Origin of the sequence: Nocardioides lijunqiniae, from assembly GCF_015024225.1 — a bacterium.
Taxonomy (GTDB): Bacteria; Actinomycetota; Actinomycetes; order Propionibacteriales; family Nocardioidaceae; genus Nocardioides; species Nocardioides lijunqiniae.
The window spans coordinates 133,227-153,004 of the sequence record NZ_JACJGM010000008.1; the positions used below are offsets into that span (position 1 = coordinate 133,227).

Below are 19,778 nucleotides of genomic sequence, written 5' to 3' on the forward strand. Positions count from 1 at the left end.
GTGGTCGGCGGGCGTCTTCGTCACTGAAACGCGGGTGCGGGGGCGCCCGCCGCGGGGGAAGCTCAGCGCGCCTCACCCTACCTGCCAGCCGCCCCCATCCGCGGAACCGCGGCTCCGTGGGGCCGGACGTGCCGGTGGGGGTGTCCCGGGGGTCACTCGCGTCACAGGATTCACCGGTCGACCGGCGTTTCTCACGCTTCCGGCGCGAAACTTCGCACGGGAAGCAGGAGTTTCGCCGGTCGACCGGCGAAACTCACGCGCACGACGCGCCGACTCAGGCCGGCTGCATCTCCTGCAGGGTCGCGGACTCGAGGTCGAGCAGCGCGGCGGCGCGGGACGCGACCAGCCGATCGTTCTCCTCGGCGAGGCGTCGCACGAGGTCCTCGAGCTCTCCCACGCGTGCACGCAGCCGAGCGTTCTCGGCGGCCAGGCGGGGGTCTCGCAGGTCGCTGTTCAGGTAGCCGATCAGCGCCTTGGCCATGGAAGGAGCCTTCCCGTTCGAGAGGTGGACGGCCCGATGAGGGCCGTCTTCAAGAGTCCCACCACAACCCCGCGGGGTCAATCTGCGAGCGGCACCACAGGCGCGACCTGGCGGCGCCGGCGCGGGGCGGGCTGGCAGGCCGGGCAGAAGTACGACGAGCGGTTCATGAAGGCGATCCGGCGGATGGGCGTGCCGCAGCGCTCGCACGGCTCCCCCTCGCGCCCGTAGGCGTGCAGTGAGCGGTCGAAGTAGCCCGACTCGCCGTTGACGTTGACGTAGAGCGCGTCGAACGACGTTCCGCCCTGGCCGAGCGCCTCGGACATGACCACGCGGGCGTGCTCGAGCAGGCCGCGCAGCTGCGGCCCGGTGAGCCGGTCGCCGGGCCGGTCGCCGTGGAGGCGCGCTCGCCAGAGAGCCTCGTCGGCGTAGATGTTGCCCACGCCGGAGATGAGTCCCTGGTCCAGCAGCAGCCGCTTGACGCCCGCGGCGCGGCGACGGGACCGCCGTACGAACTCGTCGTCGTCGAAGGCCGGGTCGAGCGGGTCGCGGGCGATGTGGGCGATCTCGCGGGGCAGGTCGGCTCCCCCGTCGGAGACCGACAGCCCGCCGAACATCCGCTGGTCGACGAAGCGCAGCTCGCGGCCCTCGTCGGCACCGTCGAGCGCGAGGCGGACGCGGAGGTGGCGCTCGTCGGGCAGCGCGGGCGGCTGCACGAGGAGCTGGCCGCTCATGCCGAGGTGGCCGAGCAGGGCGTCGCCGTTGTCGAGCGGCAGCCAGAGGTACTTGCCGCGTCGTCGCGCGGCCTCGATGCGGCGACCCGTCAGCGCCTCGGCGAAGCCCGAGGGGCCGCGCGGGTCGCGGCGCACGGGACGCTCGTGCAGGACGTCGACCCGGGTGATGGTGGCTCCGAGGACGTGGCGCTCGAGGCCGGCGCGGACGACCTCGACCTCGGGCAGCTCGGGCACGTCAGTCGGTGCCGACGGCGGGCTCGGCGCCGCTCGCGGCGTCGGAGACGCCGACGGTGACCGTGAGGGCGCGCATGATCTCGCCGTAGGCGGTCTCCGCGCAGGCCTGCTCGGCCTCCTTCTTGGAGCGCCCGATGCCGTTGCCGTAGATCTCCTCGCCCACGCGGACGCGGGCGGTGAAGGTCTTCATGTGGTCGGGGCCGTCGTCCTCGATGAGGTACTCCGGGACGCCCAGGGCGTGCTCGGCGGTGAGCTCCTGCAGGGAGGTCTTCCAGTCCAGGCCGGCGCCCATGGCGGAGGCCGCCTCGATGAGCGGGTCGAAGAGGCGGTGCACGACCTCCGCGGAGGTGACGATGCCGCCGCCGCTCTGGTGGATCGCCCCGATGACCGCCTCGACGGTGTCGGAGAGGATCGACGCCTTGTTTCGCCCGCCCGTGGCCTCCTCGCCGCGACCGAGCTTGACGTACTCGCCCAGCCCGATCGTGCGGCCGACCTCGGCGAGAGCGCGCGCGTTGACCACCGCGGCCCTCAGCTTGGCCAGCCGGCCCTCGGAGAGGTCCGGGTGGGTGACGTAGAGGGTCTCGGTGACCACGACGCCGAGCACCGAGTCGCCCAGGAACTCCAGGCGCTCGTTGGTGGGCAGGCCACCGTTCTCGTACGCGTACGACCGGTGCGTCAGGGCGCGCTCGAGCAGCTCGGGATCCAGGATCGGGTCACCGAGCGCTGCTCGCAGCTCGCCGTAGTTGCTCAGCGGTCTGGTCGGGTCCTCAGAGGACCTGACGGCGCTCGGCCTTCGCGCCGTACTGGCCGCAGGTGCCGCACGCGCGGTGGGGCAGGTGCTTGGCACCGCAGGCGGGGTTGGCGCAGGTCACCAGGGTCGGCGCGACGGCCTTCCACTGCGAGCGACGGTGGCGCGTGTTGCTGCGCGACATCTTCCGCTTCGGGACAGCCACTGTTTTCTCCTCATACGTCGACCGGGGGCCCGGTCAGGCTCTGCCAGAACTAGGAACGGCTCAGGGTAGTCGCTGGTCAGTCTTCATCGTGCTTCAGCGCGGTCAGGCCCGCCCAACGCGGGTCGATCGCAGCTTCGTGCGTGTGATCGGGATCATCCTTCAGTCGCGCGCCGCACTCGACGCACAGTCCCGGACAGTCCTCCTCGCACAGCGGCTGGAACGGTAGTGCGAGCACCACCGCGTCCCGCAGCAGGGGCTCGAGGTCGAGCAGGTCGTCCTCGAGCATGCTGACCCCGTCGTCCTCCGGGTCCTCCCCGGGGGCGACCTGGTCGTCGTAGAGGAACAGCTCCTGGAACCGCACGTCGATCTCGTCGTCGATCGGCTCCAGGCACCGCACGCACTCGCCCTCGAGAGCGGCTCGCGCCTCACCCGTGACCAGGACACCCTCCATGACCGCCTCGATGCGCAGGTCAAGCTCGACCGGTGCACCTTCGGGGACATGGAGGACTTCGATGCCGAGATCTGCCGGCGCCGGTACGGATCGTGACACCTCGCGCTGGGACCCCGGGCGGCGGCCGAGCTCGCGAGTGTCGAGCACGAGCGGCGCTCTCGGGTCCAGGTTGCTCAGTGGTTCACTTTCCGGTTCCGGGCACAGACAGATCAGAGAGGATCGTATCCGGCCGGTCGCAAGCGGGGCAAAACGCGCCCCGCGGGACGCCCCCGCGGCCCGCCCTCAGGCCTCCCCCGCCTTCCGGCGCGCGGCGAGGCGCTCGAGGAGCGCGGTGTGGACGAAGTCGGGGACGAAGGCGGAGACGTCGCCGCCGAAGGTCGCGACCTCCTTGACCAGGCTCGAGGAGACGAACGAGAACTCGGGGCTGGTCGGGAGGAACACGGTGTCGACGCCGGTCAGCGAGTCGTTCATCTGGGCCATCTGCAGCTCGTAGTCGAAGTCGCTGACGGCGCGCAGGCCCTTCACGATCGCCTGGACGTCGTGCTCGGCGCAGTAGGTCGTCAGCAGGCCGGTGAAGCCGTCGACGCGGACGTTGTCGAAGGGCGCGCAGGCGCGCTCGAGCATCGCGATCCGCTCGTCGGGCTCGAAGAGCCGGCTCTTGGACTTGTTGACGCCGATCGCGACGACGACCTCGTCGAAGAGCCGCGAGGCGCGGCGCACGATGTCGAGGTGGCCGTGGGTGACGGGGTCGAAGGACCCCGGGCAGACGGCTCGACTCACGGCGACTCCTCAGCTGTCGGGGTGGTCCGGGACCGGGTCGTCCTGGGCTGCGTGACCGTACCAAAGCACGGTCTCGCCGTAGCGCTTCGACCGGTCGCCGACGAGCCCGTCGGGCCAGGTCGGCTCCGTGCTGCGCTTGGCCCGCTCGACGACCACCAGCGCGTCGGGTGCGAGCCAGCCGTGCTCGACCAGTCCGGCCAGGTCGGCGGCGACCGCCTCGTCGCTCAGCGGGTAGGGCGGGTCGAGGAACACCACGTCGTAGGGGGCGGTCGGGGGCTGGCGCAGCGTCGCGGCGACCGAGGCGGCGCGTACGTCGGCCTGCGCGAAGCCGATGGTGCGCGCGTTGTCGCTCACCAGCGCGGCCGTACGGCGGTCCTGCTCGACGAGCGTGACCGCCTCGGCGCCGCGCGACCAGGCCTCGAGGCCGACCGCTCCGCTGCCGGCGTACAGGTCGAGGACGCGCAGGCCGTGCAGCGACCCGCACCACGACTCGACGGCGGAGAACAGCGCCTCGCGCACGCGGTCGCTCGTCGGTCGGGTGGCGTCGCCCCGGGGCGTCGCGAGCCGGCGGCCCTTGGCGCGTCCGGCGATCACTCGGGTCATGGTGGGCTCACGACTTCTCGATGAACTGGCCCTGGTGGCTCAGCTCCAGGTCGGCGACGGCGATGGCGAGCGCGGGCGCGTCGAGCAGGTCGGGGTCGCGGTCGAGGAGCGCCTCGGCGGCCGCGCGCGCCTCGAGGATCGTCTCCTCGTCGCGCAGGACGCGGAGGTTCTGCAGCCCGGAGCGCCCGCCGGCCTGCGACCGGCCGAGGACGTCGCCCTCGCGGCGCAGCTCGAGGTCGACCCGGCTGAGCTCGAACCCGTCGTTGGTCGACGCCACGGCCGCGAGGCGCTCGGCGGCGGTGGGCTGCAGGGTCGGCGACAGGTCGGTCACGAGCAGGCACAGCCCGGGGTGACCGCCTCGGCCGACCCGCCCGCGCAGCTGGTGCAGCTGGGAGACCCCGAACCGGTCGGCGTCGAGCAGCACCATCGTGGTCGCGTTGGGCACGTCGACCCCGACCTCGATGACGGTCGTCGACACGAGCACGTCGATCTCACCGGCCGCGAAGGCGCGCATGGTGGCGTCCTTCTCGTCCGGGGCCATGCGGCCGTGGAGGCGGGCCACCCGCAGGCCGTTGAGCGCCCCGAGCTGGAGCTCCACCACGATCTCCTCGACCGCGGCGAGGGGAGGCCGCAGCGGCTGCGGCGGGATCGGGAGCCCGTCCTCGTCGACCTCGAGCTGGTCGGTCTCGCCCTCCTCGGGCTCGTCGCCCTCGATGCGCGCGCACACGACGTAGGCCTGGTGCCCCTGGGCGACCTCCTCACGGACCCGCTGCCAGACGCGCTCGATCCAGGCCGGGTGCTCCTGGGTGTTGACGACGTTGGTCTGGATGGGGGCACGTCCGGCGGGCAGCTCGGTCAGCACCGACGTCTCGAGGTCGCCGAACACCGTCATCGCGACCGTGCGCGGGATCGGCGTGGCCGTCATGACCAGCACGTGCGGAGGCATCACGGCCTTGCCGGTCAGCGCCGCGCGCTGCTCGACGCCGAAGCGGTGCTGCTCGTCGACCACGACCAGGCCGAGGTCGGCGAACATGACGTTGTCCTCGAGCAGCGCGTGGGTGCCGATCACGATGCCGGACTCGCCGCTGGCCAGGCGCGACATCGGCGCGGTGCGCTGCGACTTGGTCATCGACCCGGTGAGGAGCTCGACCGCCGTGCCCTCCGCCGGGCCCCCGAGCATCCCGCCGTGGGCGAGGTCGCCGAGCATGGCGGTGATGGAGCGGTAGTGCTGCTGGGCGAGGACCTCGGTCGGGGCGATCAGGGCCGCCTGTCCCCCCGAGTCGACCGTGCGCAGCATCGCGCGCAGCGCCACCAGGGTCTTGCCGGAGCCGACCTCGCCCTGCAGGAGGCGGTTCATCGGGTGCGGCTGTGCGAGGTCGGCCTCGATCTGGGCGCCCACCTCTCGCTGGCCGTCGGTGAGCGTGAACGGCAGCCGCGCGTCGAACGCCGCCAGCAGCGCGCCGTCGCCGCCGGTGCGCTCGTGGGCCCCGAGCGCCGCCACCGCGCGGCGCCGCCGGCCCAGCACCAGCTGGGTCACCAGCGCCTCCTCGAAGCGGTAGCGGCGCTGGGCGCGCGCCACCTGCTCGAGCTCGTCGGGGCCGTGGATCCACTCCAGTGCCGTGCCGGCGTCGATGACGTCGTAGTCGCGCAGGACGTCGTCGGGCAGCAGCTCGACCGGCGGCTCCACGACGCTGAGGGCGAAGGAGATCGCGCGCTGGAAGTCCCAGTGGTCGACGCCCTTGGTGAGGGGGTAGAGCGGGTAGAGGCCGCGTAGCTGCTCGGGGCGGATCATCTCCTCGTCGTCGTCCGGGCCGCCGAAGAGCACCATGGTCGGGTTCGTGAGCTGCCACTGGTTGTTGAACTGGCCGGCCTGCCCGATGAACAGGCCCTTGCGGCCCACCGGCAGACGGCGCTGCTGCCACTCCGAGACGTGCTTGGACTTGGCGAAGAAGGTCATCTTCAGCCGCGGGCCGTCGGTGCGCAGCACCGTCTCCAGGCGGAACGCCGGCTTGCCCGAGCGGCGGTCGGTGTAGGCGTGCATGCGGCTGTCGGAGATCTCCCCCACCACCGTGAGCATCTGCCCGACCTGCAGGTCGTCCACGCGGGTGAGCTCGCCGGTCTTGATGTAGCGGCGGGGGAAGTGGGCCAGCAGGTCGCGGACCGTCTCGATGTGCAGGTTCTTGACGATCTTGTCGCGCTTGTTCTTGGCGTCGCCGAAGACGGCGGCGACCGGGGAGTCGGGGCTGATCACGCGCGACCTCTCACTCGACGGACAGCAGGAGCGGGTAGCGCTCCTGCCCACCGTCGTACACCACGACGTCGACATGGGGGTGGTGCCGGTCGACCCAGGCGGCCGCGCGCTCGGCCAGCCCGTCGGCGCTCTCCCCCGACACCAGCGTCACCAGCTCGCCGCCGCCGGCCAGCAGCCTGCCCAGCACGCTGCCGGCGACCTCGTCGAGGTCCTGGCCGACGACCGCGAAGTCACCGGCGATGACGCCGAGCACGTCGCCGGGCTCGCAGGGGCCGGCCATCGTCATCGCCTGCCGGGCCGCGATCGTGACCGCTCCGTGGCGGGCGTGGCGCGAGGTCGCGGTCATCTCCAGGACGTCCTGCTCGAAGGTGCGGGCGGGCTCGTGCACCGCGATCGCCGCCAGGCCCTGCACCTGCGCCTGCGTCGGGATCACCGCGACGCGCACCTGACCGTCCAGGTCAGGGTCGTTCTCGACCATCTGACCGGCGATCTGGGCGACCCGCACGGAGTCGGCGTCGTTGGGCAGGACGACGACCTCGCTGGCACCGCAGGCGGTGATGGCCTCCAGGACCTGGCCGGTCGACGGTCGGCGGCCGGGGCCCCCGTCGACCACCACCGCGCCGGCCTCCTCGAAGAGCGCCCGCAGGCCCGGACCCGCGGCGACCGCGACGATCCGGCGTCCGTCGCGCTGGCGGCCGCGTCCGTGACGAGCCTCGGCCACCTGCTCGGCGAAGTGGGTGACCCGCACCCGGTGCGGGCGGCCCGCCTCGATCCCGGCCTCGATCGCGGCACCCACGTCGTCCACGTGGACGTGGACGTTCCACAGGCCGTCGCCGCCGACGACGACCAGGGAGTCGCCCAGCCCGTCCAGGGTGGTGCGCAGCGCCGGGATCGCCGCCTCGGTGGCGTCGAGGAGGTACATCACCTCGTAGGCGGGGCCGTCGGGGCTGAGGTCGTGCTCGGGCACGGCGCCGGCGTGCGGGATCGGGATCGCGTGGCGCCCCAGCGGGCTGGTCACCGGCACCGGGCGACGACCGGTGAGCGCCGTCTCGGCGGCGTCGAGGATCACGCTCAGGCCGCGGCCGCCGGCGTCGACGACCCCGGCGTCCTTGAGGACCTGGAGCTGCTCCGGCGTGCGCGCGAGCGCCTCGCGGGCGGCGCGTGCGGCTGCGGTGAACACGTCGCGGGCGCGCACCGAGGGGTCGGCCGCCAGCGCCACCGCCGCCTCCGAGGCCGCCCGGGCGACGGTCAGCATCGTCCCCTCGACCGGACGTCCCACCGCGGCGTAGCTGGCCTCGGTGGCGCGACGCAGCGCCTCGGCCATGACCTGCGCGTTGCGCTCCTCGGGCGTCGCGGCGGAGATCCGACGCGCGATCGCGCCCAGCATCTCGCTCAGGATGACCCCGGAGTTGCCCCGGGCGCCCAGCAGCGCGCCCCGGCCGAACGCCGCCAGCGCGACGTCGCGGTCGCCGTTCGGGGAACCGTCGGCGGCCTCCCGGATCGCGTCGCGTGCGGCCGACACGGTGAGGTACATGTTCGTGCCGGTGTCGCCGTCGGGCACCGGGTAGACGTTGAGGGCGTCGATCTCCTCGCGGGCCTGCGCCAGCGCGTCCGTGGCGATGTCGACGAACCGGAGCACGACCGCGAGCTCGATGATGCCGCTGCGCGGGGTCTCTTCCATCGCCTGCCTAGGGTCACGGGGGTGGGTGGCCGAAGCCACAGAGTAGTGGGACCGGCACGATTTTCGGCTCGGGCGGGGTTCGGATACTCTTGTGCGGTTGCCCGCCGAGCGGGCCCTTCGTCTATCACCACTACTCAGGAGTCAATCACCGTGGCTGCCGTCTGTGACATCTGCGCCAAGAAGCCTGGCTTCGGCAACAACCGGCCGTGGTCGCGCAAGATCACCAAGCGCCGCTTCGACCCCAACATCCAGCGGGTCCGTGCCAAGATCAACGGCACGCCGCAGCGGCTCAACGTGTGCACCGGCTGCCTCAAGGCCGGCAAGGTCAGCCGCTGACCTGAGCTCTTCCACGCACGGCCGTCACCCTCCGGGTGGCGGCCGTTCGTGCGTTCGGCCTAGAAGTGGGTCCAGCCGGTGGGGCCGTCGTAGGCGCCGCCGTCGACGGTGACCCCGGGGTCGCCCTCGAGCACGTCCCCGATGACGTGCCAGCCCTCGGGCACCGCGGCCGCGTCGGGGAACGTCGCCAGGAGCGCGTGGTCGTCGCCGCCTCCGAGGATGAACGACAGCGGGTCCGCGCCGGTCGCGGCGCCGACGGCGACGAGCGGCTCGGGCACCTCGAAGGCGTCACGGCGCACGTCGATGGCCACGCCGGAGTCGTCGGCCAGGTGACCGGCGTCGGCCAGCAGCCCGTCGGAGACGTCGATCATCGAGGTGGCGCCCGCCGCGGCGGCGACCGCGCCGGCGTCGTACGGCGGCTCGGGGCGGCGGTAGGCCTCCACCAGGACGCGCGGTGAGCGGAAGCCGCGCCCCAGGACCGCGAGGCCCCCGGCGGCCCAGCCCTGGCGGCCGGTGATGGCCAGGACGTCGCCGGGCTCGGCGCCGGAGCGTACGACGGGCGCCTGCAGGCAGGCGCCGATCACCGTGACGGCGATGACGACCTCGTCGGCGCGGGTGACGTCTCCCCCGACCACGCTGGCGCCCACGAGCCCGCACTCGGCGGCGAAGCCCGCCGCGAACTCCAGCGCCCACTGCGCCGGCAGGTCGGGCGGCGCGGCGATGCCGACCGTCAGCGAGTGGGCGCGGCCGCCCATCGCGTTGAGGTCGGAGAGGTTCTGGGCGGCGGCGCGGTGGCCGACGTCCTCCGCGCTGGACCAGTCGCGGCGGAAGTGGCGGCCCTCGACCATGAGGTCGGTGGAGACGACCACGTGGCCGGTGCGCACCCGCAGCACGGCCGCGTCGTCGCCGGGGCCGACCAGCACGTGCTCCCCCTGCGGGAAGAGCCCGACGAGCTCGGAGATGAGGCCGAACTCACCGGCGTCGGCCAGGGTCGCGTCGGGCGGGAACGTCATGCAGGCATCCCACCAGATGCTGGGATCCATGCGGCTATGGACACTCACGCGGGGCGCGATAGGTTGACCGTCACACCGCTGTCACACCGTCGTCACCGAGATTGAGGGAGACCCCCATGGTCGTCCAGGCGTACATCCTGATCCAGACCGATGTCGGCAAGGCCGCCGAGGTCGCCAAGTCCATCGCGGCGGTCAAGGGCGTGACGCTGGCCGAGGACGTCACCGGTCCCTACGACGTCATCGTGCGCGCCGAGGCCCGCAACGTCGACGAGCTGGGCAAGCTCGTCGTGGCCAAGGTCCAGACGCTCGACGGGATCACGCGCACGCTGACGTGCCCCGTCGTCCACATCTGAGGCGCTGAGCTGAGCCGCCTCCCCCGACACCCCGCACGACGCCCCGGGTCCCGCTGGGTCCGGGGCGTCGTCGTGTCCGCCTGCGCCGCCGTCCTGGTGATCACCCTCGCGGGCTGCGGCGGGCCGACGGAGATCGACTCGGTCGACCTCGACGAGGCCGACGCGGCGGCGTGCCGCGACTTCGTCGACGGGCTGCCCGAGAGCCTGGCCGGCCTGGACCGCGCCGACGTGGCGCCCGACGACGCCCTCGGCGCGGCGTGGGGCGACCCTGCCGTCGTCGTGACCTGCGGCGCGGCGGAGCCGAAGGACTTCGACGAGGTCACCTGGGCGTGCCAGGAGGTGGGCGGCGTGGGGTGGTTCGGCGACCCCTCGCTCATCGAGGCCGGCAACCAGGACGAGGACATCACCGTCTGGGCGCTGACCCACTCCCCGCTGGTCTCGATCGCGATCCCGTCCGACTACCGGCCCGACAGCGTGCCGGCCACGCTCGCGGCCGTGGCGACGCCGTTGGCTGACAGCCTGGAGCTCGTCGAGCCCTGCCTCGACCCGCCCGAGTGAGCCGTGTCGGTCAGCGCAGGCCGGTGTCGCGCGCGAGCGCCAGCCGGATCAGCCGGTCGACCAGCGCGGAGTAGTCCAGGCCGCTGGCGGCCCACATCCGCGGGAACATCGACAGCGGGGTGAAGCCCGGCATCGTGTTGAGCTCGTTGACGACCAGCGAGCCGTCGGGGTGCACGAAGAAGTCGACGCGGGCCAGCCCCTCGCAGCCCACCGCGGTGAACGCCTGGGCCGCGAGATCCCGCAGCCGGATCGCGACGTCGTCGGGCAGGTCGGCCGGGACGTCGAGCTCGGTGTGCTCCTCCGGGAGGTACTTCGCGGCGAAGTCGTAGAACTCGTGCTCGCCGGTGATCCGGATCTCGGCCGGCACGCTGGTGTCGGTGCCGCCGTCGAAGCGCTCCAGGACGCCGCACTCCACCTCGCGGGCGCCCTCGGCGGCCACCTCGACGAGGACCTTGGGGTCGTGGACGAGCGCGTCCTCGATCGCCTGGGCGAGCTCGCTCTCGTCGTGGATCTTGGAGATGCCGATGCTGGAGCCGCCGCGCGCCGGCTTGGCGAACAGCGGGTAGCCCAGCTCCGCCGCCCGGTGGCGCACGGCGGACGGCGCCGCCGCCCACTCGCGCGCGGTGACGGTGATGCTGGGCATCAGCGGCAGGCCGGCGGCGCCCAGGACGACCTTCATGTAGGCCTTGTCCATGCTCACCGCGGAGGCGAGCACGCCGGCGCCGACGTAGCGCACGCCGGCCATCTCGAGCATCCCCTGGAGGGTGCCGTCCTCGCCCCACGGACCGTGCAGGAGCGGGAAGACGACGTCGACCTCGCCGAGGGTGCGGGGCGGGCTCGAGGGCTCGGAGACGACGAGGTCCGTGGCACCGGCGGCGCGCGACAGGGCGACCGGCGCGCGGTCGCCGTCGACGCTCGGCAGCTGGTCGGCACCCTGGATGCGCAGCCTCTCCGGGTCGCCGCTCTCGAGGACCCAGCGACCGTCGGGGGCGATGCCGACCGGAACGACGTCGTAGACGTCGCGGTCGATCGCGGAGAGCACGCTGCCGGCCGTCACGCAGGAGATCGCGTGCTCGCTGGAGCGGCCGCCGAACACGACGGCGACGCGGGGCTTGCGCTCGGGGGTGGGGGCGTTCATCGCGACGACCCTAGTCTCCTACGCTTTCGCCATGCCCGAGGACTCGCCCGACCTGCAGCCAGCCACGATCGCGGTCACGGCCGGACGGCCGCCGCACGACCCCGACCAGCCGCTCAACACCCCGATCACGATGACGTCGACGTACGTCGCCGGCGGGCAGCTGGAGTACGGCCGCTACGGCAACCCCACCTGGGCGGCGTTCGAGGAGGCGCTGGGCGCCCTGGAGGGCGGGCGCTGCCTGGCCTTCTCCAGCGGTCTCGCGGCCGTCAGCACGGTGCTCGACCTGGTGACCCAGGGCGGCAAGGTCGTCGCCCCCGCCCACTCCTACACCGGCACCCTCCTGCAGCTGGCCGACCTGGAGGCCCGCGGACGCATCACCACCGAGCTCGTCGACATCACCGACACGGCCGCGGTCGCGGCTGCCTGCGTCGACGCGGCCCTCGTGTGGTTCGAGTCGCCGACCAACCCGGCCCTCGAGATCGCCGACATCGCGGCGATCGCCACTGCCGCCCACGAGCAGGGCGCCTACGTCGTCGTCGACAACACCTTCGCCACCCCCCTGCTGCAGCAGCCGCTCGCCCTCGGCGCGGACGTGGTGGTGCACTCGGCGACCAAGTACCTCGCGGGCCACAGCGACGTGCTGATGGGTGCCGTCGCCACCGCCGACGACGAGCTGTTCGCCGTCCTCAAGGGCCGCCGCGACCTCCTGGGCGCCGTCCCCGGCACGTTCGAGACCTGGCTGGCCCTGCGCGGCCTGCGCACCCTCCACCTGCGCGTCGAGCGCGCCCAGTCGAACGCCACCGAGCTGGTCAGCCGTCTGCGCGAGCACCCCGCCGTCGCCGAGGCCCGCTACCCCGGCTTCGGCGGCATCGTCTCCATCGTGCTGGCCGGCGAGGCGCTCGCCGCCGACCTGCTGGTCCAGAAGACCCGGCTCTGGGTGCACGCCACCAGCCTGGGCGGTGTCGAGTCGACGTTCGAGCGCCGCCGCCGCTGGAAGGCAGAGCCCGTCACCATCCCCGACGGCCTGGTCCGGCTCTCCGTCGGCGTCGAGGACGTCGAGGACCTGTGGCGCGACCTGGCCCAGGCCCTGGACACGCTGACCGTCTGATCGCGGCGCTCGGGGCTGGTGTTGGCCCGCGCGCTAGCAGCCCGGGTCTCGGCGTCAAGGAGCTTCGCCCGCTTCGCGGCGGCCTTCGGCCGTCCTTGACTCCGAGCCTCTCCCGGGCTGCTGGGGCGGCGCACGGGCGGCGGCGGCTTCGCCGCGCCGCCCGCAAACAGCGCGGACCCCGCCTATCGGTCACCAACGTCGGCAGTTCGAGCCTGACGCCGAGCCCGCCACGCTCGGCCGGCCCGGGTTGGTGACCAACTGCCGACGCTGAGTGTCGGTAGACGCACCACCAGTCACACCAGCCCCACCAGAGGGGTGCCGCGCCTTGCGCGGGCGGCGCGGGCGAAGCCCGTGTCGCCCCGTGCGCCGTCAAGCCGGTCGAGAGAGGCTCCGGGTCAAGGACGGCGAAGCCGCCGCGAAGCGGGCGCCGAAGGCGATCCTTGACGCGGAGACGCGACCGGCTACGCGCGCGGCACCCCAGTCCGGCCCCGAGGAGACAGCCAGAGGTGCAGGGGTCTCGACGGGCGCTCGTCGCTGACGCTCCTCGCTGCTCGACCACCGGAGACGCGAGGTGGCCGAGCTCAGTCGGTCTCGGCCTTGGTGTCGCGGGCGATGAAGGCGTCGACCATGTCCTTGGCGGTCATGGCGCCGGCGACGACGGCGTCCACGTGGTGGGCGACGGGGGCGTCGACACCGGAGCGCTCGGCGAGGGCCAGCAGCGACCGACAGGACTTGGCGCCCTCGGCCACCTGACGGGTGGAGGCGACGATCTCCTCGGTGGTGAGGCCCTGGCCGAGCTTCTCGCCGAAGGTGCGGTTGCGCGAGAGCGGGGAGGAGCAGGTCGCCACGAGGTCGCCCAGGCCGGCCAATCCCATCAGCGTCAGGGGGTTGGCACCCAGCTTCATGGCCAGGCGCGCGGTCTCGGCCAGCCCGCGCGTGATCACCGAGGCGGTGGTGTTGTCGCCGAAGCCCAGGCCCACCGCCATGCCGACCGACAGCGCGACGACGTTCTTGTAGGCGCCGCCCAGCTCGCAGCCGAGCACGTCGACGCTGGTGTAGGGGCGGAACGCCGCGGAGTGCACGCGCTTCTGCAGCATCTGCGCGACGTCCTCGTCCTCGCAGGCGACGACCGAGGCGGCGGGCTCGCGGCGCGCGATCTCCTTGGCGAGGTTGGGTCCGCTGATGACCGCGATGCGCTCCGGGCCGGCCCCGGTCACCTCGGCGACCACCTCGCTCATCCGCTTGAGGGTGCCGAGCTCGACACCCTTCATGAGCGAGACCATGACGGCGTCCTTGCCGACGTACGGCGCCCACTCGACGAGGTTGTCGCGCAGCGACTGCGAGGGGACCGCCAGCACGACGACGTCGGCGTCGGCCAGCGCCCGCTCGGGGTCGTGGGTGGCCGAGACGCTGGGCGGCAGCTGGATGCCGGGGAGGTAGTCGACGTTCTCGTGCTGCTCGTTGATGCTGGCGCAGACCTCCTCGCGGCGGCCCCAGATGGTCACGTCGTTGCCGCCGTCGGCGAGGACGATGGAGAAGGCGGTGCCCCAGGACCCCGCACCGAGGATCGCTACCTTGTTGCTCACGCGTCGTCCTTCTTCCGGGGGTTGCCGGTCGGCCTGATGCCGGCCCTGCGCATGTCGAACCGCTCGGCGGGCGCTCGTCCGCCGCGGACATCCTCGACCAGGGCGGTGATGGCCGCCATGATCCGGTCCGTGGCCTGCTGGATGACGTGCTGCTCGCGCGGGAGCCCCAGCAGGTCGGTGAGGTCGACCGGGTCCCCCACCTTCATGGTGATCCGCTTGCGCGGGAACAGGTCGGGCTTCTTGGCGTACGGGTAGAGGATCTCGTGGGCGCCCCACTGGCCGACCGGGATCACCGGGCAGCCGGTCTCGAGCGCGATGCGTGCCGCACCGGACTTGCCTGTCATCGGCCAGAGGTCGGGGTCGCGGGTGAGCGTGCCCTCGGGGTAGACGACCACGCACTGGCCGTCGCGCACCGCGGCCACCGCCGCGTCGAAGGCGCCCGCCGCGTTGCGGCTCATCCGCTCCACGGGGATCTGGCCGGCGGAGCGCAGGAACGCCCCGAGCGCGCGGTTCTTGAAGAGCCCCGACTTGGCGAGGTAGTGCGGGATCCGGCCGTGGTCGTAGACGAGATGGGCCGCCGTCAGGGGGTCGAGGTGTGAGACGTGGTTGAGCACCAGCACGCAGCCACCCGACTCCGGCAGCTTGTGGCCGTCGATCCACTCGTGGGTGGTGGTCGCCAGCAGGGTGGGCTTGACGATGAGCACCGCGAAGCCGAACGCCCAGCCCCGCCTCTCCTGCAGCTTGCGCACACGAACCTTCACGGGAGCACGCTACTCGCCGCAGTGACGAGGACCACGTGTCGTCCCACGGTGTCGCCTGACAGGATCGTCGCGTGCTCCCGTCGTACGCCGTCGTCGTGCCGGTGAAGCCACCCGCCCTCGGCAAGTCGCGCATCGTGGGTCTCGACGACCACCAGCGCCGCGACCTGGCACGGGCGTTCGCCCTCGACACCGTCGAGGCCTGCCTGGCCTGCGAGCACGTGGCCCAGGTGCTGGTCGCGACCGACGACGCGGCGTTCTCTCGCGAGTTCGCCGCGCTCGGCTGCGCGACCGTCCCGGACGGCGACACCAGCGACCTCAACGCGGCGCTGCGGCAGGCCGTCGCGGAGGCCCGCCGCCGCTGGCCGGGGCTGCTGCCGGCGGCGCTGCTCGCCGACCTGCCGGCGCTGAGGTCCCGCGAGCTCGACGAGGCCCTGGCGTCCTTCGTGCCCGACGGCCCGTCGTTCGTGGCCGACACGGAGCGCACGGGCACCACGCTCTACACAGCGCCGTACGACGAGTTCGACCCGCAGTTCGGACTCGACTCGCGCCACGCTCACCTGGTGACGGGCGCCCTCGAGCTGGGGCTGGAGCTGGCCTCGTTGCGCCGCGACGTCGACGACCTCGACGACCTGCGTGAGGCCCTGGCTCTCGGCGTGGGCGCCCACACCGCCCGCGTGGCCGCGGAGCTCGGCCTGGCATGACGACGGGCCGCCCTCCCGAAGGAGGACGGCCCGGTCGGGGTGGTGCGTCAGTGCGTCAGGACTTCTTGGCCGCGGCCTTCTTGGCCGGAGCCTTCTTGGCCGCGGTCTTCTTGGCGGGAGCCGTCTTCTTGGCGGGAGCCGCCTTCTTGGCCGGAGCCGCCTTCTTCGCGGTGGTCGTCTTCTTGGCCGGAGCGGCCTTCTTGGCGGGAGCCGCCTTCTTGGCCGGAGCCGCCTTCTTCGCGGCGGTGGTCTTCTTGGCCGGAGCGGCCTTCTTGGCGGGAGCCGCCTTCTTGGCCGGAGCCGCCTTCTTCGCGGCGGTGGTCTTCTTCGCCGGAGCGGCCTTCTTGGCGGGAGCCGCCTTCTTGGCCGGCGTGGCCGCCTTCTTGGCCGTGGCCGCTGCCTTCTTGGCGGGAGCGGTGGTCGCGGCGACCGTCAGCTTGGGCAGCTTCTTGGCGCCCGAGACGACGTTCTTCAGGTCCGCGCCGGCGCTGAACTTCGGAACCGCGGTCTTCTTGGCCTTGATGCGCGCGCCGGTCTGCGGGTTACGGACCCACCGAGCCTCGCGGATCCTCTTCTCGAAGGAGCCGAAGCCCGTGATGGCGACCTTCTCGCCCTTGGCGACCTCACGGGTGATCGTGTCCAGGACGGACTCGAGCGCGTGCGAGGCAGCCTTGCGGTTGCCCTCGTAGCGAGTGGCGAGTGCGTCGATGAGCTGTGACTTGTTCACTAGCTTCCCTTCCAATGAACTGGTGTCGAGACATTTGCTCGACTTTCATCAACGCACGCTAGGCATCGGTGAGCGCTCCCACAATCACCACGCCGACGAATCGCCCACCTATTTTTCGGGCCCTTTTCCGCGGTCGAGGGCATTTCCCCTTCAGCTGACAAGGAAACGCCCTCGACGCATTGCAGCAACGAACGACTTATCCCTTACCTGCTTGGGATATCGCGCATTCTGATCGGGTGCTTACTTCTCCAGGAAGGCCAGCAGGTGTCGGTTGAACTCCTCGGAGTGACTGACGTTGAATCCGTGAGGTCCGTCCTCGACGATGACGAGCTCCGCACCCGAAACACTGTCAGCGGTGCGCTTTCCGGAGACCTCGACGGGCACGATCGCGTCGGAGTCGCCGTGGATGACCAGGGTCGGCACGGTGATCGTGGCGAGGTCCGCCCGGAAGTCCGTCGTGCCGAAGGCGGTGATGCAGCCCACGAGCCCGGCGTCCCCGGCCTTGCCCGCCAGGGCGAGTGCCTGCTGGCGCTGCTCCTCGGTCACCTTGAGCTCACCGCCGGCCGAGAAGAAGTCGGTGGTGAACCCGTCGAGGAACGCCTCGCGGTCCGTGGCCGCTCCCTGGAGCATGCCCTGGACGTCCTTCTCCTCCAGGCCGCCGTCGGGGTTGTCCTCGGTCTTGAGCAGGTACGGCGGGACGGCGCCGGCGAACACCGCGGAGTGGATGCGCGCGTCACCGTGCTTGCCGAGGTAGCGCGCGACCTCGCCCCCTCCCATCGAGAACCCGACGAGGGTCACGTCGCTCAGGTCGAGACCGTCGAGCACGCCGGCCAGGTCCGCGGCGAACGTGTCGTAGTCGTAGCCCGTCTCGGGCTTGTCGGAGTCGCCGAAGCCGCGGCGGTCGTAGGTGACGACGCGGTAGCCGGCGCCGGTGAGCGCCGGGACCTGCTCGCTCCAGGAGGCGCCGCTGAGGGGCCAGCCGTGGATGAGCACGACCGGGCGGCCGTCACCCCCGGAGTCGGTGTAGCTGAGGGAGATGCCGTGGGAGTCGATGTCGGGCACGGTGACGCCTTTCGTCCGAAGGAGGTGCTTCCTCGGACGATTCGACACCCGCGAGCCAAACGGATGTCGGCTGTGAGGGTGAACGTGCGGTGTCAGCTCGCGTGGATCGTGGCGGGCTTGAAGCTCGGTCGCCGCTCCTCGTAGGAGGAGATGTCATCGGCGTGCGACAGCGTGATGCCGACGTCGTCCAGGCCCTCGAGCAGGCGCCAGCGCGTGTAGTCGTCGATGTCGAAGGAGTCCTCGATCGCGTCCGGCCCCTCGCCGGCACGCACCGTGCGCGACTCGAGGTCGACGGTGACGACGGCTCCGGGGTTCTCCTCGAGGTGGTCCCACAGCCGCTGGACGACCTTCTCGTCGACCTGTGCCGCGAGCAGCCCGGCCTTGCCGGAGTTGCCGCGGAAGATGTCGGCGAAGCGCGGGGAGATGACGGCCTTGAACCCGTAGTTCTGCAGGGCCCAGACGGCGTGCTCGCGCGAGGAGCCGGTGCCGAAGTCGGGGCCGGCCACCAGCACGGAGCCCTGGGCGTAGGCCTCGTTGTTGAGGACGAAGCCCGGGTCGTTGCGCCAGGCGCTGAAGAGCCCGTCCTCGAAGCCGTCGCGCGTCACGCGCTTGAGGTAGACGGCCGGGATGATCTGGTCGGTGTCGACGTTGCTGCGACGCAGCGGGACGCCCACGCCGGTGTGGCTCGAGAACTTCTCCATGTCAGTTGCTCCCTACGGCGACGGGTGCGAGGTCGGCGGGCGAGGACAGCGTGCCGCGCACGGCGGTCGCGGCGGCGACCGGCACCGACACGAGGTGGGTGCGGCCGCCCTTGCCCTGGCGCCCCTCGAAGTTGCGGTTGGACGTGGACGCGCTGCGCTCACCGGGCGCCAGCGTGTCGGGGTTCATGCCGAGGCACATCGAGCATCCGGCCCCGCGCCACTCCGCGCCGGCGTCCTTGAAGATCGTGTCCAGGCCCTCGGCCTCGGCCTGGAGCCGTACGCGCACGGAGCCGGGCACGACGAGCAGCCGGGTGTCGGCGGCGACCGTGTAGCCCTGGATGATCTCGGCGGCCAGGCGCAGGTCCTCGATGCGGCCGTTGGTGCAGGAGCCGACGAAGACGGTGTCGACCTTGACCTCGCGCATGGGGGTGCCGGCCTCGAGGGCCATGTACTGCAGGGCCTTCTCAGCTGCGACGCGGTCCTGGTCGTCCTCGAAGTCCTCGGGGCGCGGCACGGTGGAGCCGAGCGGAACGCCCTGGCCGGGGTTGGTGCCCCAGGTGACGAAAGGCGTCATCTCGCTGGCGTCGAGGACGATCTCCTCGTCGAACTCCGCGTCCGCGTCGGTGACGAGCGTCTTCCAGTGAGCGACGGCGGCGTCCCAGTCGGCGCCCTTCGGCGCCTCGGGGCGACCCTCGATGTAGTCGAAGGTCGTCTGGTCGGGAGCGATCATCCCGGCCTTGGCGCCCCACTCGATGCTCATGTTGCACACGGTCATCCGGCCCTCCATCGAGAGCTCCTCGATGGCCTGGCCGCGGTACTCGACGATGTAGCCCTGGCCTCCGCCGGTGCCCGTGTGGGCGATCAGCGTCAGCACCATGTCCTTGGCCGTGACGCCGGCGGGCAGGCTGCCGTTGATCGTGACCGCCATCGTCTTGGGCTTGGCCTGCATCAGGGTCTGCGTGGCGAGCACGTGCTCCACCTCGGACGTCCCGATGCCGAAGGCGATCGCACCGAAGGCCCCGTGGGTGCTGGTGTGGCTGTCGCCGCAGACGATGGTCATGCCCGGCTGCGACAGGCCCAGCTGCGGGCCGATGATGTGGACGATGCCCTGCTCGACGTCGCCCAGCGGGTGCAGCCGGACGCCGAACTCCTCGGCGTTCCTGCGCAGCGTCTCGACCTGGGTGCGGGAGACGGGATCGGCGATCGGCTTGTCCCAGTCGATCGTGGGGACGTTGTGGTCCTCGGTCGCGAGCGTCAGGTCGGGACGACGGACCCCACGGCCGGCGAGCCGGAGACCGTCGAAGGCCTGCGGGCTGGTCACCTCGTGGATCAGGTGGAGGTCGATGTAGAGGAGGTCGGGCTCGCCCGCCCTCGACCGGACGACGTGCTCGTCCCACACCTTCTCGGACAATGTCCTGCCCATGGCTTCCACTCCTTCGTGACCGCTGATCCGTGCGCGCTCCACGCTACGTCGTCGTCCCATGATCTGAGACTGCGATCTCAGCATACGGATCGACGCCGAGCCGGCCAAGTCGAGCCCCACGGTCGGCACCGCGGACTTGCATCCCA

At 72.0% G+C, this 19,778-nt stretch carries 22 protein-coding genes; 5 read left to right on the forward strand and 17 right to left on the reverse strand.

Translation table 11 applies throughout. From position 1 onward, the window contains the following. Nucleotides 1-274: 274 nt before the first annotated feature. The 9 genes from IRQ30_RS07340 to IRQ30_RS07380 all read right to left on the reverse strand — a co-directional run bounded on the left by IRQ30_RS07340 (nucleotide 275) and on the right by IRQ30_RS07380 (nucleotide 8,165). Entirely contained in the window at nucleotides 275-481 is a 207-nt protein-coding gene (locus tag IRQ30_RS07340; RefSeq protein ID WP_193612295.1) for a hypothetical protein, read from the reverse strand. A 77-nt stretch (nucleotides 482-558) separates the two neighbouring features. Then, complete coding sequence (gene mutM, locus IRQ30_RS07345) at nucleotides 559-1,446, reverse strand: bifunctional DNA-formamidopyrimidine glycosylase/DNA-(apurinic or apyrimidinic site) lyase (protein WP_193612296.1); 888 nt, start codon at nucleotides 1,444-1,446, stop codon at nucleotides 559-561. 1 nt (nucleotide 1,447) lies between these two features. Then, nucleotides 1,448-2,293: a ribonuclease III gene (gene rnc / locus IRQ30_RS07350; protein WP_193612297.1), complete on the reverse strand. Its 846-nt coding sequence runs from the start codon at nucleotides 2,291-2,293 to the stop codon at nucleotides 1,448-1,450. Beyond that, nucleotides 2,214-2,399: a 50S ribosomal protein L32 gene (rpmF, locus tag IRQ30_RS07355; protein WP_134738587.1), complete on the reverse strand. Its 186-nt coding sequence runs from the start codon at nucleotides 2,397-2,399 to the stop codon at nucleotides 2,214-2,216. Before rpmF ends, rnc begins: the two co-directional genes overlap by 80 nt. Nucleotides 2,400-2,475: 76 nt before the next feature. Then, nucleotides 2,476-2,997: a YceD family protein gene (locus IRQ30_RS07360; protein WP_338087998.1), complete on the reverse strand. Its 522-nt coding sequence runs from the start codon at nucleotides 2,995-2,997 to the stop codon at nucleotides 2,476-2,478. A 135-nt stretch (nucleotides 2,998-3,132) separates the two neighbouring features. Further along, nucleotides 3,133-3,630 carry a pantetheine-phosphate adenylyltransferase gene (coaD, locus tag IRQ30_RS07365; RefSeq protein ID WP_193612298.1) on the reverse strand — a complete coding sequence of 166 codons (498 nt, stop codon included), beginning with the start codon at nucleotides 3,628-3,630 and terminating at the stop codon, nucleotides 3,133-3,135. A 9-nt stretch (nucleotides 3,631-3,639) separates the two neighbouring features. Beyond that, nucleotides 3,640-4,233 carry a 16S rRNA (guanine(966)-N(2))-methyltransferase RsmD gene (rsmD, locus tag IRQ30_RS07370; protein ID WP_193612299.1) on the reverse strand — a complete coding sequence of 198 codons (594 nt, stop codon included), beginning with the start codon at nucleotides 4,231-4,233 and terminating at the stop codon, nucleotides 3,640-3,642. Between the two features lie 7 nt (nucleotides 4,234-4,240). Then, complete coding sequence (locus IRQ30_RS07375; protein ID WP_193612300.1) at nucleotides 4,241-6,484, reverse strand: helicase-related protein; 2,244 nt, start codon at nucleotides 6,482-6,484, stop codon at nucleotides 4,241-4,243. A 10-nt stretch (nucleotides 6,485-6,494) separates the two neighbouring features. Further along, entirely contained in the window at nucleotides 6,495-8,165 is a 1,671-nt protein-coding gene (locus IRQ30_RS07380; RefSeq protein WP_193612301.1) for a DAK2 domain-containing protein, read from the reverse strand. 150 nt (nucleotides 8,166-8,315) lie between these two features. Between IRQ30_RS07380 and rpmB the strand changes: the two genes are divergently transcribed. Next, the gene (gene rpmB / locus IRQ30_RS07385; protein WP_134738582.1) at nucleotides 8,316-8,501 is read left to right on the forward strand and encodes a 50S ribosomal protein L28; all 186 of its coding nucleotides are present in this window, start codon (nucleotides 8,316-8,318) and stop codon (nucleotides 8,499-8,501) included. Between the two features lie 59 nt (nucleotides 8,502-8,560). Here the strand turns inward: rpmB and IRQ30_RS07390 are convergent, their stop codons facing one another. Beyond that, a complete protein-coding gene (locus IRQ30_RS07390) occupies nucleotides 8,561-9,514 on the reverse strand; it encodes a thiamine-phosphate kinase (RefSeq protein WP_193612302.1) in 954 nt (317 codons plus the stop codon). Nucleotides 9,515-9,630: 116 nt separating this feature from the next. On the opposite strand from IRQ30_RS07390, the gene IRQ30_RS07395 reads away from it, so the two are divergent. Both IRQ30_RS07395 and IRQ30_RS07400 read left to right on the forward strand, forming a co-directional pair. Continuing rightward, complete coding sequence (locus IRQ30_RS07395; RefSeq protein ID WP_134738580.1) at nucleotides 9,631-9,867, forward strand: Lrp/AsnC family transcriptional regulator; 237 nt, start codon at nucleotides 9,631-9,633, stop codon at nucleotides 9,865-9,867. A 72-nt stretch (nucleotides 9,868-9,939) separates the two neighbouring features. Further along, entirely contained in the window at nucleotides 9,940-10,425 is a 486-nt protein-coding gene (locus IRQ30_RS07400; RefSeq protein ID WP_193612303.1) for a DUF3515 family protein, read from the forward strand. Between the two features lie 10 nt (nucleotides 10,426-10,435). On the opposite strand, the gene IRQ30_RS07405 is transcribed toward IRQ30_RS07400, so the two are convergent. After that, a complete protein-coding gene (locus IRQ30_RS07405; protein ID WP_193612304.1) occupies nucleotides 10,436-11,563 on the reverse strand; it encodes a D-alanine--D-alanine ligase family protein in 1,128 nt (375 codons plus the stop codon). Nucleotides 11,564-11,594: 31 nt separating this feature from the next. Between IRQ30_RS07405 and IRQ30_RS07410 the strand changes: the two genes are divergently transcribed. Next, complete coding sequence (locus tag IRQ30_RS07410; RefSeq protein ID WP_193612305.1) at nucleotides 11,595-12,671, forward strand: trans-sulfuration enzyme family protein; 1,077 nt, start codon at nucleotides 11,595-11,597, stop codon at nucleotides 12,669-12,671. Between the two features lie 581 nt (nucleotides 12,672-13,252). Here the strand turns inward: IRQ30_RS07410 and IRQ30_RS07415 are convergent. Both IRQ30_RS07415 and IRQ30_RS07420 read right to left on the reverse strand, forming a co-directional pair. Continuing rightward, nucleotides 13,253-14,257: an NAD(P)H-dependent glycerol-3-phosphate dehydrogenase gene (locus IRQ30_RS07415; RefSeq protein ID WP_193612306.1), complete on the reverse strand. Its 1,005-nt coding sequence runs from the start codon at nucleotides 14,255-14,257 to the stop codon at nucleotides 13,253-13,255. Beyond that, nucleotides 14,254-15,018 (reverse strand): lysophospholipid acyltransferase family protein, encoded by a 765-nt coding sequence (locus IRQ30_RS07420; protein ID WP_338089607.1) that lies wholly within the window; start codon nucleotides 15,016-15,018, stop codon nucleotides 14,254-14,256. The genes IRQ30_RS07415 and IRQ30_RS07420 overlap by 4 nt, the downstream gene beginning before the upstream one ends. Before the next feature lie 71 nt (nucleotides 15,019-15,089). Between IRQ30_RS07420 and cofC the strand changes: the two genes are divergently transcribed. Then, nucleotides 15,090-15,719 (forward strand): 2-phospho-L-lactate guanylyltransferase, encoded by a 630-nt coding sequence (cofC, locus tag IRQ30_RS07425; RefSeq protein WP_193612307.1) that lies wholly within the window; start codon nucleotides 15,090-15,092, stop codon nucleotides 15,717-15,719. 55 nt (nucleotides 15,720-15,774) lie between these two features. On the opposite strand, the gene IRQ30_RS07430 is transcribed toward cofC, so the two are convergent. The 4 genes from IRQ30_RS07430 to leuC all read right to left on the reverse strand — a co-directional run bounded on the left by IRQ30_RS07430 (nucleotide 15,775) and on the right by leuC (nucleotide 19,632). Then, a complete protein-coding gene (locus IRQ30_RS07430; protein ID WP_193612308.1) occupies nucleotides 15,775-16,446 on the reverse strand; it encodes an HU family DNA-binding protein in 672 nt (223 codons plus the stop codon). A 240-nt stretch (nucleotides 16,447-16,686) separates the two neighbouring features. After that, entirely contained in the window at nucleotides 16,687-17,508 is an 822-nt protein-coding gene (locus IRQ30_RS07435; RefSeq protein ID WP_193612309.1) for an alpha/beta fold hydrolase, read from the reverse strand. Nucleotides 17,509-17,600: 92 nt separating this feature from the next. Beyond that, nucleotides 17,601-18,209, reverse strand: coding sequence for a 3-isopropylmalate dehydratase small subunit (gene leuD / locus IRQ30_RS07440; protein ID WP_193612310.1), 609 nt, complete (start codon nucleotides 18,207-18,209; stop codon nucleotides 17,601-17,603). A 1-nt stretch (nucleotide 18,210) separates the two neighbouring features. Further along, the gene (gene leuC / locus IRQ30_RS07445) at nucleotides 18,211-19,632 is read right to left on the reverse strand and encodes a 3-isopropylmalate dehydratase large subunit (RefSeq protein WP_193612311.1); all 1,422 of its coding nucleotides are present in this window, start codon (nucleotides 19,630-19,632) and stop codon (nucleotides 18,211-18,213) included. Nucleotides 19,633-19,778: the final 146 nt, after the last annotated feature.